This window comes from Flavobacterium sp. FG68 (genome assembly GCF_057808895.1).
Window position 1 is genome coordinate 23,910 of the sequence record NZ_JBMDIY010000005.1, and the last position, 14,600, is coordinate 38,509.

Consider the following 14,600-nt stretch of genomic DNA (forward strand, 5'->3'; position numbering starts at 1 on the left):
TATAAACTTTAGACGACAAAGTTAATTAAAGAATTCAACCATGAAATATACTTTTCAATAACTGATTCTTCGCTGTAATTTAGTTTTATTACTTTATTTAGTTCTAAACCTATTGCTTTTCTATAAATATCATCTTCAATTAATTTTTGGATTGCATTTGTAAATTGTTGCAAATCATTTGACGGGACAATTAATCCTATATCTTCCGAAGTAATTATTTTTGATATTTCGCCAACGTTTGTTGCTACAACGGGCATTTTATATAACCCATACTCTAATAAGGCCAATGGAAGCCCTTCTGAAAGTGATGAAAGTACTGCAATCTCACATTGTTTTAAAACTGAAGCAACATTATTAGTTGTTCCATAAAAAAAGACATTCTCTGTAAGTTTTAAATCTTTGACTTTATTCTTCAAGCCTTGAGAATGTGTGTCTTCAAAATTTTTTCCGATTAAATGAAAAGTCCAGTCAGGAAATTTATTTCGAATTATATTTGCCGCGTTAATCAAAAGTTCGTGATTTTTTTGAGGCCGAAGATTTGCTACGCAGACAATTCGTTTTCCGTCTAATCCTTTTAAAGAAGCCTCAGCATTTAAATTAACATCATCTTCAATAAAATTTGGCAAATAAATAACCTTTTTACACCACAAATAATCCTGAGCCCATTCTTTTAGTGCTGAATTAACTGAGATAATTCCAGTAAAAAAAAGGGATCCAAATTTTAAACTTAAATTTTTTCTTGATTTTAAATCTTGCGAAATCCCATAATGATCATGCCATATTATTTTAACTTTAAAAAAAATCAATTTCACTAAAACAGCAATAAAAAAAGAAGAACTGTGAGCGTGAATAAAATCTACTTTATTCTTTTTTACATAATTTCTCAGCTGAAATATAGACTTAAAATCAATTCGCTTTTTTTTATCTAAAAATAAATAATCGACATTACTATTAATTTGTTCTAAAAGCAATCCTTGTTTTCGAGTTGCAATTAATCCTGAAAACTCTATTTTTTTAGATAAAGCATTCGCATAATTAACGGCCATTTTTTCTGCACCGCCCGCTTCAAGTGAATCTATAATTTGAATGATTCTCATTTACTTTTTCTTCAGCAAAATATTGATACTTCCAGCCATTAATTCCTGATCACTATATTTTTGAAAATCCTTATGAATCTTTAATTCTTTAAATTTTTTAAAGCTCTTCGATTCCACATTTATTTTATCATGCTCAAAAAAAAGTATTTCAAATTTATCTTTAAAAATCTCTAAATATTGAGGAAGTCTCAATCTATTGTGATAATCAAATTTAGTTTGAATATTGTTCCACTCTTCTTCGCTGTACTTTAAAAAATCTTGTAATGAAAGTGATGAATCACTATATGCACGGTGGTCGCTTGGAGAAATTAAATGCAAAATATGACTTCCGGATTCTAAATTGGAATAAAGAAAATCATGAATTTTAATAATTTCATTTGGAGGAACATGTTCCAGAACAAATCTGGATAATACTAAATTTATGCCTTTTAAATTTCCATCACAAATATCTGTTTTAGGAAAATAGTTAACTCCTTTTGCTAAAGAATATTTCTTTTTTTCATTTGTTTTAAAATCGTATTGTTTACTAAAATATTCATTGAGCTTTAAAATTTCTTTTTCATTGTAATGTTCATTTATATCATATGTATCAACACATTTTGCATTTCCTTCAAAAATTAATTGATACGGAAAAACAGGAACCCATCCCGATCCTAATTCTGTAATTTTCGAATTCTGAAGCGTAATATCATTTTTTAACAAAATTCTTTTTACAGTTTCAAAAGTATTGTTTGTAGACTGAATTTTATTTTCAAGGGTTATTTTACTTCCAATGTTCTGCAAAAAGTGATATAAAAAATATCCTAAGCGATCTGGCAATAAAGAAATTGTTTTAAATATTTTGGTTTTTACTGTATGTTTCAAGGTTTTAGTATTTTTTCTATTTCTGATTCAAATAGATCAGTTGTATATTTTTGTGACCAATGTGTCGATAACTTGCTTTTAATGTCAAAGACATTTTGCTGTTCTAAAATATCTAGTATTCGGGAAATATCTTTTTCTATATTCATTTCTAATAAAATGCCGCGAATACCAAAATCTAACATAAAAGGAATGCATGAAACTTTTGTGGCAATAGGAACACATCCCCAAAACATTCCTTCTGCAATTGCTTTTGGCCATCCTTCGCTTTTTGATGGCAAGATAACGAAATGACTTTTTTTGTAAGCGTTTTTCAATGTTTCACCATTTTGATTTCCATGCAGGAAAACAAAATTTCCAAGTTTATTTTCTTTGATATACTTTTCTAAAGAAGCCTTTTCATTACCATTTCCGTACAAATTCAAAGCTACGTTTTTTCCGCTTTCGGCTAATTTTTGAACTAGTTTTATGGCATAAACTGGATTTTTACCTTCAACTAAACTTCCAACAAAAATAAATTCTATCCCTGAATCAATAGTCCTTTTTTCAACTGTTTCTTTTTCAGATTCTGAATAAGTAGCCGTAAAAAAAGGTTTTACATTTTTAGACTGATTCTCCCAATCTCCGTAAACCAGAATTTGAATATTTTTGGTAAAGAATGTATTGCTTAAGATTTTCTTTTGCAGTTTATATGTCCAGGGTTGTTTACTTTTTGGATCCCAATTTCCCGCATATTTTGCAGATTTTATTTTGCTTGGAAAAAAGATCTGAACAAAACTTCCCAGCAAACCAATATTTCCCGGACATCGCAAATGAATGTGATCTGCATTATACATCGCTTTAAAGATAATCAGCGTATTTAGGATAGAGCAAAAAAAGCTTCTTATGATATTACTGAAACTATTTAAATTAAAGTCAATTAATTTATAGTGTTTACTGAATTTGAAGGGAATTTCATCAATCAATAATCCATTCTCATTTTTCCATACCGGACAGCAAAAAGCAATTTCATCTGCATATTTTTCCCAAATTACTAATTCTTTTACATAAGGACTGTAAGCATAGCATTTTCCATCTTTAAATATAAATGGAGCCGAGGAAAGAATTAGTAACTTCATTAAATGTAACCTTTAGATCCGTTTTGAGATATTATAACTGCAGGAACTCCCAAAACTACCGAATTATCTTCAACAGAAGTATTTACCATAGAACAAGCTCCAATTAAAACTCCGTTTCCGATATTAATATTTCCAGTTACAACTGCATTTGCTCCAATATACACTTCATCACCAATCACAGGAACTCCTCTTTTTTCACCGCGCCCAGACACACCAATTGTTACTCCCTGAGAAATATTACAATTATTACCTATAATCGCATTTGCATTAATAATAATGCCTCCAAAATGTCCAATATAAAATGAATGTCCAATTTTTGAAGATGCCGAAATTGATATCCCCGTTACAATTTCAATAAATTTTTGATTGATAAGCATCATGAACAACCCTAAAAATCGAAATGGTTGCCACTTTATTTTTGAATAAATAAAATGAGCAATTCTATATTGAAAAATAGCCCAAAATCCCTGAGTTAAAAATATAATCCCAAAGAAACTGCCTCCATATTTTTTATATTTCCTGTAATCTGATTTTATGAGTTGAAATAAATTCATCTTTTGATTTTTTTAGTCTTCAGATTTAATTAGTGATGTATAAAAAACAATATTTTGATCAATAATAGTATTCAGTCCATATTTTTGAACCACAAATTTTCTTGCTGATTTTTCTATTATTTCTTTTTCTTCTTTGTTTGAAAGAAACCAAATAATTTTTTCAGCTATATCTTTTGGATTATAAGGATCACATAATAATCCGGTTTTATAATCTTCCACAGCTTCGGGTCCTGGCCCTAGTTTTGTAAAAACAACGGCTTTTTCCATAGACATTGCTTCTGGTGCAACTAAACCTTGTGTTTCCATATGTGATGGAAATACACATACTGCAGCTTGCGAATATGCATTGGGAATATCATTAAATGAAATTGCGCCTTTAAAATAAACATCTGCTGCTGCTTTTTCTATTTTTGGCAATTCTTTTTCTTTCAACATCTTAATATATGATGTTCCATCTGGAAAAAACCAGTCACGACCATAAATTTCTAATACAGCATCAGGAATTTCTTTTTTTACAAATGGGAAGGCTTGGATCAATTGTCTAATTCCTTTTTTTTCACAAACTGTTCCTGCAAAAACAATCTTGTTATCAGATTGATTTTTGCCTATTGGCGTAAAAAAATCTGTATTAATAGGATTACTTATATAGGCTATTGGTTTGTTATTGTAACTTAAATATTGTTCGGTATGTTTTTTTACAAATTGAGAAACGGCAATAAAAGCATCTGCTTTACTAAAAGATCTTTTTTCCTGAAATCCTTTCCATTTATTGATTTTCCTGTTTTCACTTTCAGCAAAAAAATGATGGCCTCCATGCAAACGAATGATATGTTTTATATCTTTTATTTTAGAGAGGAAAGCAAGTCCAAGTTCTGCAGATTCAATGATATGTATCGGGTTTTCTTTATGAAGCTGCTTTATTTTTTCATTAACTACCTTCGAATTAAAATACCAGGAAAATCCTTTTATGGTGCTTTTTTTTAATCTATAAATATTTATTCCTTCTACAATTTCAGATTCATTATTTGGAGTATAGTTAATTCCGATAACTGATATTTGAAAACCTTTTTTAACCAACGAAATTGCCAGCGTTTTAACAAAGCTGCCAATTCCTCCATGTGGAAAACCTTCTTTTGGAAATTCGTTAGTTATAAAACAGATGTGCATATTTACCTAATCTATTATTTTCCGAATATTATTAGATGCATTTTTATAATCTCCAAGTATTATTTCTTTCCAATTAACCATATCAAGATTATTATTCGTCTGCATGACAACTTTTTGAGCAATTTCATCTTTACTATTTAACCAAATAATTGATTTTTTATTTGGCATACTTCTAAAATGTTGAAATTGATAAATTGTTTTTACAGACCAATCTTTTACATTTTTATTTGGCTGATCATAATTAATAAATATGCAGGGTTTATTAAACATTGCAAAATCAAAAGCCATTGTAGATCCAACATTCACAACAATGTCAGAATAAAATGCCGTACTTACTAATAACTTTACATCTTCAAAAGTTGGATAAACTGTATTCCATTCTTTTGATTTACTGAAATACCATAAGGGCGGTGCTTCTTTAATTAAATCTTTATATTGGTCTACGATCTTATCAAATCTTCCTGAGAAATCAACCGGGCATCTTCTTAATAAAATTTGATATTCATTCTGCAAATTTGCCTTGATAATTTCCTCGGCTATATCTTTCAAATAACTTGGATCGTCTGGTGAAGTTTTAGTGTCATCTCCAGAAAAGCAAATAATTCTTTTGTTTAAATCTAAATTATATTTCTCATAGAAAATTTCTTTATCAATTATATTTTTTGGTTCATCATAAAACTCAAACTGTGGAGTTCCTGTTATATGAATATTTTCTGCTGGAATTTCAGAATAGAATTCTTTTAATTCATTTTTCATATAATCAGACCAAACTAAGTAATTATCTGCTCGCAAAGCTAAACGAGCTTTTGGCAAATTATCCCATGAATAAATTACGGTACTGGTTTTAATTCCCAAATCAGTCGCTGCGGCAAAAATCGTTGCAGCATTTAGTGCTCTTTGATGTGAACAGAATAAATGACTTACTTTTGTGTCGCTCAAAATATTTTTTACTTGATAGTAAAAAGGATTTTGACGAATAGCTTTCTGATACATTTTTTCAAGTTTTAAGATACTTGAATAAGCTTTAAAAAAGATAGATGAAAGTTCTATTACTTTGTAGAATATCTTTTTTGACAGTCCTTTTTGTTTCCAATTCCAATTGGTTAGCAAAGTTAGATTGTTAACTTTAGAATTATTATAATGTAATCTTGAAAGACAAATTAACTCTCTTAAAAATTTTTCTTTTGCAGATTCTTTATAAATTGGAATTACAATATCATCAACAATCGAAGAATCTTCCTTAATTGAAGTTATGGTTTGGGGATCAAAACTATGAAACAGGATTAAATCTTCTGATCTATAATTATTGAATGTATTAGAAAAGAGATAATTTCTAATTCCAACACCATCCGGGAACAATAATAAAATCTTATTTTTTGTCATTTTATTTGTTGAAAAAATCTTTTAAAATTCTTGCCGTAAATATTTTTGCGCCAGCATCATTCATGTGCCCACAAGAAGAAAAGTATTTATCTTCTATTACTATATTTTCATAATTATGAATTTCCGGATAAACCTTTTTGACTTTTTCAAAATAATTCATTCCAGTAGTATTTTCACACATTGGGGTCATAACCGGAATGAAATTAATATTATGTGCTTTACAAAGGTTTTTAATTTCTTCGTAATATTTATTGTGTTTTAATGGGTTTAAATTGACAATATTATTTTTCATATTGCCATTTTTATGCTTTACCAAAGGATAGTAACCCAAATTATCTAAAGCATTTGTTTTTTTATCAATTGAAATAAAAAAAGTTTCTCTAAATCCTATTTTGCCATCATATTTAATATATCTATAAAAAGGAATATAATAGAGTTCATTAAAATCTGCTTCATTTGAGAAATGATCTTTTATCACTTCTGAATTATGAATATAAGGCAGGAATCTTGCAGAAATCCCTTCAGCCTGATGTTCATTTGAAAGATTCAAATCGGCTTCGAGAATGACATTTTTGATTTCGTATTTTCTTTCAATCATCAATTTTAACATCAAAGAAGCTTCAAATAAATGCCCGCCGCTCATTCCGTAATTGAATGCTTTTAGTCCTTTGTCTTCAAACATTTGTGCCACAAAATGATTATTCGCTCTTGAAGATCCTAAAAAAACAACATCGTATTCCTGGGCTTTTGAATTAAAAACCTTCTCAATTTTTCCTCTGTTATTAGAATGCATAAAAATATAGGTATACAAGCCATCTAATAGAAATGCTATTAAAACAGTTACTACACTAATTTTAGCTATATAAATTAAAAACTTTTTCATTAAAACTGAAAATATATAAATTCTTTATAATCTGAAAAAGTTCCAAAAGCCATAATAGCTAAGATTGCCAAAGCTACTTTTAAGGTGCTCCATTTTCCAGAAAGTGGTTCTACTTTGCTGCGATTATTCCATTCGATTAAAACAAATATTCCAATCATAAGCAGCAGTTCATAACTGTAGCGTTCGTTGTCTAGATACTGAAAACTAAAATCTTTACTGGTAATAATTCGCTTTAAATATAAAACCGCATCTGTAATTGTTTTAGCTCTAAAAAATACCCACGCAATACAAGTTAATGCAAAGGTGTAAAGTATGCTTAAAAACACTTTTACAGAATCAAAATTAAATTTGAGCTGAATTGTGTCCATGTTATTTCGATTACTATTTGAAAGAAGCAATGGCAGGAAATAAACTGCATTTATGAAGCCCCAAGCTAAGTATGTCCAATTTGCACCGTGCCAAAAACCACTCACAACAAAAATGATGAATGTGTTTCTGATTTTCATCCAAAGTCCGCCTTTACTTCCTCCTAATGGGATATATAAATAATCTCTAAACCAGGAAGAAAGTGAAATATGCCAGCGACGCCAAAACTCTGCTATATCTCTTGAGAAATAAGGATAATTGAAGTTTCGTAATAAATCTAAACCAAACAATTTGGATACTCCAAGTGCAATATCTGAATATCCTGAAAAATCTCCATAAATTTGAAAAGCAAAATATATAGCTCCTAAAATAAGCGAGAAGGAATTCATTGAAGTATAATTATCAAAAACAGCATTGGCATAAGGTGCACAAGTATCCGCAATAATTACCTTTTTTACTAAACCCCAAATAATTTGATAAATCCCTTGTTTTGCATTTTCTAAGTCAAACTCTCGCTTAACTTTTATCTCTGGTAATAAATGCGTTGCTCTTTCTATGGGGCCGGCAACCAGCAGCGGAAAATAACTCACAAATAAGGAATAATCTACAAAATTATATTCGGCTTTTATTCTTTTAAAATAAATATCAATGACATAAGAAAGTCCGTGGAAAGTATAAAATGAAATTCCGACAGGCAAAATAACATTCAGTAAAAATGGACTTGCTTTTATTCCAGCTGAATTTAATAATTCTGAAAAAGAAGAAGCAAAGAAATTATAATATTTGAAAACACCTAAAAATCCCAGATTGACCAAAATACTTAACCAAAACCAAAATTTTCGGCTTTTCTCTGACTTTCCTTTTTCAATTTGAATTCCTGTGTAATAATCCAGAAAAGTGGAGAAAACTAATAAAAATAGAAATCTCCAATCCCAACAAGAATAAAAATAATAACTGGCAATGATTAATAAAGCATTTTGGGTGCTTTTGTTTTTATTAAAAACAAACCAATACAGAAAAAAAACGATTGGCAAAAAGATAGCAAATGCTATGGAGTTAAAAAACATAAGTATTTACAATGGTATTATCAAAGGGATATTATATATCTCTAAATTGTTTTTGGTGATTCAGCTGCCAAATATCGTTTTTCTTTAATGATTGTAAAAACAATTCGTTACTATTTCCTTCTCCAAAGTCATTATCTGAAATCTGAACTTTATGTGAACCTATTTTAGAAAGTGCTTCTTTTATGTTTTTACCTGAATAATCAACATTGATTATATCTGCATTAATTGCCCTATTTTGCTGGCGTGTTCCTATATTAATTATTGGAATCCCATAATAAGGAGCTTCACGAATTCCGGCACTGCTGTTACCAATTATAAATTGGCTGTTTTTTAATAATGTTAGAAAATACTCAAATCTAAGAGATGGGCAAATGCGGAATCTTTCATTAGCATCTAATCTTTCAAATTCTTCTATTATAAATTGACTTCCTAAGTCATTGTTTGGAAAAATAACAATATAGTTACGATTATCCTGCAATAAGCAGTCAACAAAAGTAATTGCATACTCTTTCATTGATTTAAATTCTGTAGTAACGGGATGAAACATGACAATAGCATAATGATCAAACAGAATCTCATAATATTTCTTAGCAGTTTCAAGAGATGGCAAACTATTAGAAAACATAATATCAATGTCAGGAGAGCCAATTGTAAAAATCGATTCTTTTATTTCTCCCATTTGAATCAGTCTCTTTGCCGCTTCTTTATTCGATACAAAATGTATATGACTTAGTTTACTAACGCTATGACGAATCAGCTCATCAACTGTTCCTGAAATTTCTCCGCCTTCAATATGAGCAACTAATATGTTGTTTAAAGAGCCTACAATAGCACCGGCAAGTGTTTCCACTCTATCGCCGTGAACTACAATCATATCCGGATTTATGGTTTTACAGTAATTCGACAAACCTTCAATGGTTTTTGCCAATGTCAAATCCATCGTGGTTTCGTGCGTATGATTTTCGAATGTAAAAACATTTTTAAATTTACAGCGTTCTATCTCGAGAAGTGTATATCCATAAAGTTCCTGCAGATGCATTCCCGTAACAAAAACAAAAGCTTCAAAATCCTGCTGTTCTTCGAGGGTTTGAATAAGGGATTTTATTTTCCCAAAATCAGCACGAGTTCCGGTAAGAAATAATATTTTTTTTGGAGAATTACTCAAAATCAGTAAAATCTAATTGTTCGTCATTTTCAATATCTCTCACAGCAGTTTTACCAATTAAATCATTAAAGTGCTCTGCTAAAATTTTACCAGTTCCAGGACGTTTAACCCAAATATTTTCTTTAGATAAAATCTCTCCTTTTTTAATTGATTTAATAGCGCAAACAGTAGCAAAAGCAAAATCAATTGTAACTTGTTCTTCTAGAGCTGGTTTTTTAGTTCCACCTCGCATTAAGGCAATTTCTGCACTTGAAACTATTAATTCTGCGCATGCTTTTTCATCCATACTGCAAACAATATCCGGACCTGTACGCTGCATATGATCTGTAAAATGTCTTTCTAAAATACTTGCTCCAAGCGCTACAGCTCCTAAACAAGCATTATTATTTAGAGTGTGATCACTTAATCCAAATACTTTATCCGGAAAAGCTTCGTGAAGTTCTAGCATCGCTCCAAAACGAACTAAATGAATTGGTGTTGGATATAAATTTGTTGTATGTAACAAAGCAACCGGAATGTTATGTTTATCGAAAATTGCAACCGCCTTTTGAATACTTTCTATTGTATTCATTCCTGTGCTTAAAATTACAGGTTTTCCAAATGAAGCAATATGCTCTAGCAAAGGATAATTATTACATTCTCCCGAACCAATTTTATAAGCTGGAATATCAAATTTCTTTAATCTTTCGGCAGCTGCTCTTGAAAAAGGTGTCGAAATAAAAATCATGCCTTTGCTTTCGACATAGTTTTTTAGTTCTAATTCGTCAGCTTCGTTTAGTGAGCATCTTTCCATAATTTCATAAATAGAAACATCTGCATTTCCCGGAATCACTTTTTTTGCTGCGCCAGACATTTCATCTTCTACAATATGAGTCTGATGTTTTACTACCTCAACTCCGGCACGATGTGCAGCATCAACCATTTCTTTTGCTACTTTCAAAGAGCCTTCGTGATTGATTCCGATTTCGGCAATAACTAATGGCGGAAAATCTGGTCCAATTTTACGACCTGCAATTTCTATGTATGGATTCATTTGTTTAAAATTTGGGGTTTTATTATTTTTGATAAAGGTATCTCGCATAATCTAAATCATCCGGAGTATCGATATCAACTTGTGCAAAAATATGATTTACTTCGAATGGAAAAGCATTTTCTGAAATAATAATATCATTCAGAATTAAGGAAGCTTTTGTGATATAAAGCAGGCCATTTTCAAAAAAAAGCGGTTCTAAATCCTGACTTCTCTGCCCGATAGTGTAATTAAAAGGCTGGAATTTATTATTTACAATTTTTCCAAATTTTTGATGATTTCTTGAAACTGTAAATATGCTGTCTAAATTATCTTCTTGATATTTTTCAAAAACTTCTTTTAATAAATTTTGAGGACGCAAAGGATTTGTAACCTGTAATAAAACAACATTTTCAACATTTGAATTAATGGATTCTAAAACGTGTTTTAATGCCGAAACTGTTGGCTCTAAATCTCCTGAAAGAGAAACGGGACGATCAATAACTTTTGCTCCAAATTGCACTGCTATTTTTTTTATTTCAGCATCATTAGTTGAAACGTAAATATCCTCTATTATATCACTATTTTCCTGTGCATATAATATGGAATGAGCAAGCAGAGGTAATTCTCCTAAAAACTGAATATTTTTTTCAGGTATACGTTTGGAACCTCCACGGGCAGGGATTATAGCAATGGTTTTCATTTCTTTTATTTTATTAAGCTGGTTTTTCAATCATAGCAGTCATTTTCTTTTTTGCTCTTATTTTATCCTGAAGTGGTTTTTCAATATATACATAAGTTAATGAAGAAAGAATTATTAGAATAACAAGCCTCAGAAAAAAAACAATCGTGGGATCGCTTAGATGCAAATGTTTATTAACGCTATAAGCACTTACTAAGGAATAAACAGGGAATTGTAAAATATAAATTCCAAAACTGATTTCCCCTAAAAAAACGAATGGCTTTTTCTGAAATAATGTTGTTAAGAATCCATTATTTAAAGAAATCAAAACTATTAATGGAATAAAAAATACAGCAAGCATACCATTATGAAAATTTAAGTTTAATGGAAATTTTAAAGCTAAAAGTATTATACCAATAACTACTAGAATTAAAAAATCATAGTTTCCTTTTTTATTTTGCCATTTTTTGATGAACATGTAACCGGCTAAGCTTCCTATTAAAAATGCATTTAAATGCATTAAAGGATTATACATCAATATATCTTTCATGCTGCTTAATTCATTTCCTGCATATAATGAAAAAAGTGTTTGAAATAAAACCTGGCTTACAATCCAAAATATGATGATAGCTGCTCCGATTTTTTTAAGATTATCACTCTTCAGGAACATATTAAAAATAAGAGGAAAAACTGCATAAAATAAAAACTCAACTGATAGTGACCAACCTGGAGGATTAAAAGTTAATGCCTGGCCGGGAATCCAGCTTTGAATCATAAAAATGTTTAAAAACAAACCTAATAAGTCTATTTTTTGTGTTCTTATCTGTAAAAACAGAACCATAAGTATAGCAAAAAAATAGAGTGGATAAATTCTCGCAAATCTATTTTTAAAATAGTCTTTTGTCGAAAAATCTGTCTTGTTTCCGTACGCAATCATCATTACAAAACCAGACAGAATAAAAAAGTAACTCACACAAACGTTTGCATTAAAAAATATAAAATTGACAATGTTATTATTAAAAATGAAACTTTTTTTACCATAGTGGAAAACCACAATTGAAATTGCTGCTAAAAATCTGGTAAATGTTAACTGGTTTATCTTCATAATTTAACTTAGTTATTTTGCAAATCTTAATTTTACTTGTTCTATAATTTTATTCATACCGATGTTCCATTTTTCTGAAGAATACAAATCGTTTGGTACATCTGGAATTTCGAATTTCCCTTCTAAAAAATCATTTACAGCTTGTTCCCATTCTGAAATAAAATGTGGATTTTCGATTAATTTCCCGTATTTCCCGTATTGTAATACTTCTGGAACACCTCCCAATGCTGACGCAATGCAATAACTTCCACAATGTAAAGCCTCGATAAGACTGAGTCCAAATCCTTCTTGACATAATGTTGGAAACAGATAGCAATCTGAAATTTGATAATATTTTGGTAAATCGTTATTTGGTATTTTACCCAAAAACATAACGCCATGCATTGCTTCTCTTGGATTACAGCCTATCACTAATAATACTATATTTTTTTGCGAAGCATATATTCTTCTCCAAACTTCCAAAATTATATGCAATCCTTTTTTGGGTCTATCCTGCGAGCACCAAACGAAGACTTTTTTATCTTTAAAGCCTAATTCATCTTTTAACTTAGCTTTTTCTGAACTAGAAATTTTACTGAATTTTTTAATGTTAATTCCATTTGGCAAAATGGAAATATAATTGGGCAGTACATTAATCTTTTTTTTGTGCTCAATATAACTATCATTTGTAAGCAAAATAATTTCATCTATAATCTCATAGAAATTTTGTGCTGAATCTCCATAATCATGTGGCGGATAACCATGATAAAAGAATTGAATGTAACATTGCTTATCAATTCCTTTTGATACAAGATAATTTTTGAGCGGTTTTACCATTCCATAGTTATCAACGATCTGGATTATATATTTTTCATCAGGATTTATAATTTTATCCAGAGCCTGAAAATATTCAAGATTTTTTTTCTTTAAAAATTTTCGCTGAATTTTATGCCAAAACGTAAAGTTGATGTAACTGTATTTTACGGTGTCATATTTTTTATCTGACTTTGGACAAACGATGTAATCTATTTTATGATCTTCCTCTAAATAATTATTATAGAGTGTTGTCCAGCTTCCTATTTTTGAAAAGGGCAGCGGCACTTGAGAAAGCAGTATTACTTTAGAAGACTTACTCATTTTTTTGGATATATTTTAATGCCTCACTTTTAGAAAGTCCTTTTATTTTAAGGCAATAATACCATATTATTTGTCTGGTAAGAATTTTTGAAAATAACTTGTGCTTAACTATAAATCCTATTCTTGAAAATTTAATTTTTTGCAAAGTAATTGGGCTGTCTGGAAAAAAATTATTTGGTTTTATTTTTTCTAAAGTTTCTTCCATCCATTTTTCTTCAATATTACCTAAATGTAATGCAAAATTTTCTTCTGTTGAAAGCCGCCACATTCCCTTTTCTACAACCGGAAAATCTAGTAATTTTGCTTCACTATCTCCACCAAGCATAAAATTCGAATACTTAATTCTGTTATTTTCAAAAACTTCTTTTCTATAAGTGGTAATAAAATGCCCTGCACCAACAACCGCTCTGAAATTATCTTTTGAAACTGTCAGGTATTTTTCGAGGTGAATATCCTGATACATATTTGGATTTTGGACACTTTCTGCGAATGCTTGTAAGGCAGCTGGATTTTTAACTTTTGTAAATTGAAGTGATTTTGAAAATAATAAATCGAACCAAATGTTAAACGTATAATTTTTTAAAGATTTTGAAGATGGTGTTGGACAAACTGCCCCTGTTTTTGGAAATTTCTCAAAAACATTATAAGTTTCTCTCTGCCAGTTTTCTAAAAAAAGCACATCGGCGTCACTAATGGTAATAAAAGTAAAATTATGCCCCGAAATACCTTTTATGATGGCATTTAATTTCCCAATATTTGTCGTGTTAATGATCTCATGTATTTTTCCTGTTCTTTGAAGTTCAGTTAAATAATCTTCAAGTTCAATACAACTTCCGTTATTAACAATTGTAATGTATGTTTTTGGGTGAATTGTTTTAAATAAAGATGTAAGGCAATATTCTAAAATTTTTAGACTGTCTTTAAAATAACCTTCATTGTTTGGTATATAAACAGGAATAACAACCTGATGAAAAAAATCATTAGGTTCTTGTTTTTTATCTTTATTTGGGTTGTAGCCTATTCTCAA

14 protein-coding genes are annotated in these 14,600 nt (G+C 29.9%); all 14 read right to left on the reverse strand.

Annotated elements, in window-relative coordinates; translation table 11 throughout:
- Window positions 1–8: 8 nt before the first annotated feature.
- From ACODSB_RS04560 to ACODSB_RS04625, 14 genes are read right to left on the reverse strand one after another with little or no spacing between them, the layout of a single operon-like run.
- Window positions 9–1,097 carry a glycosyltransferase gene (locus tag ACODSB_RS04560; protein ID WP_488936167.1) on the reverse strand — a complete coding sequence of 363 codons (1,089 nt, stop codon included), beginning with the start codon at window positions 1,095–1,097 and terminating at the stop codon, window positions 9–11.
- The gene (locus ACODSB_RS04565) at window positions 1,098–1,961 is read right to left on the reverse strand and encodes a hypothetical protein (protein ID WP_488936168.1); all 864 of its coding nucleotides are present in this window, start codon (window positions 1,959–1,961) and stop codon (window positions 1,098–1,100) included.
- Window positions 1,958–3,076, reverse strand: a complete 1,119-nt coding sequence (locus ACODSB_RS04570; RefSeq protein ID WP_488936169.1) for a glycosyltransferase — start codon at window positions 3,074–3,076, stop codon at window positions 1,958–1,960. The genes ACODSB_RS04565 and ACODSB_RS04570 overlap by 4 nt, the downstream gene beginning before the upstream one ends.
- On the reverse strand, window positions 3,076–3,630 hold the full coding sequence (locus tag ACODSB_RS04575; RefSeq protein WP_488936170.1) for a serine O-acetyltransferase: 555 nt from the start codon (window positions 3,628–3,630) through the stop codon (window positions 3,076–3,078). Before ACODSB_RS04575 ends, ACODSB_RS04570 begins: the two co-directional genes overlap by 1 nt.
- Window positions 3,631–3,642: 12 nt before the next feature.
- Window positions 3,643–4,797 carry a glycosyltransferase family 4 protein gene (locus ACODSB_RS04580; protein WP_488936171.1) on the reverse strand — a complete coding sequence of 385 codons (1,155 nt, stop codon included), beginning with the start codon at window positions 4,795–4,797 and terminating at the stop codon, window positions 3,643–3,645.
- 6 nt (window positions 4,798–4,803) lie between these two features.
- Window positions 4,804–6,180 (reverse strand): hypothetical protein, encoded by a 1,377-nt coding sequence (locus tag ACODSB_RS04585; protein WP_488936172.1) that lies wholly within the window; start codon window positions 6,178–6,180, stop codon window positions 4,804–4,806.
- A gap of 1 nt (window position 6,181) precedes the next feature.
- On the reverse strand, window positions 6,182–7,063 hold the full coding sequence (locus ACODSB_RS04590; RefSeq protein WP_488936173.1) for a hypothetical protein: 882 nt from the start codon (window positions 7,061–7,063) through the stop codon (window positions 6,182–6,184).
- On the reverse strand, window positions 7,063–8,496 hold the full coding sequence (locus ACODSB_RS04595; RefSeq protein WP_488936174.1) for an MBOAT family O-acyltransferase: 1,434 nt from the start codon (window positions 8,494–8,496) through the stop codon (window positions 7,063–7,065). Before ACODSB_RS04595 ends, ACODSB_RS04590 begins: the two co-directional genes overlap by 1 nt.
- A 31-nt stretch (window positions 8,497–8,527) precedes the next feature.
- Window positions 8,528–9,661, reverse strand: coding sequence for a UDP-N-acetylglucosamine 2-epimerase (gene neuC, locus ACODSB_RS04600; protein ID WP_488936175.1), 1,134 nt, complete (start codon window positions 9,659–9,661; stop codon window positions 8,528–8,530).
- Window positions 9,654–10,694, reverse strand: a complete 1,041-nt coding sequence (neuB, locus tag ACODSB_RS04605) for an N-acetylneuraminate synthase (RefSeq protein ID WP_488936176.1) — start codon at window positions 10,692–10,694, stop codon at window positions 9,654–9,656. The genes neuC and neuB overlap by 8 nt, the downstream gene beginning before the upstream one ends.
- A gap of 22 nt (window positions 10,695–10,716) precedes the next feature.
- Window positions 10,717–11,373: an acylneuraminate cytidylyltransferase family protein gene (locus ACODSB_RS04610; RefSeq protein ID WP_488936177.1), complete on the reverse strand. Its 657-nt coding sequence runs from the start codon at window positions 11,371–11,373 to the stop codon at window positions 10,717–10,719.
- Between the two features lie 13 nt (window positions 11,374–11,386).
- Entirely contained in the window at window positions 11,387–12,457 is a 1,071-nt protein-coding gene (locus ACODSB_RS04615; RefSeq protein WP_488936178.1) for an acyltransferase family protein, read from the reverse strand.
- Between the two features lie 12 nt (window positions 12,458–12,469).
- Entirely contained in the window at window positions 12,470–13,573 is a 1,104-nt protein-coding gene (locus tag ACODSB_RS04620) for a glycosyltransferase family 4 protein (RefSeq protein WP_488936179.1), read from the reverse strand.
- Entirely contained in the window at window positions 13,566–14,600 is a 1,035-nt protein-coding gene (locus ACODSB_RS04625; protein ID WP_488936180.1) for a glycosyltransferase family A protein, read from the reverse strand. Before ACODSB_RS04625 ends, ACODSB_RS04620 begins: the two co-directional genes overlap by 8 nt.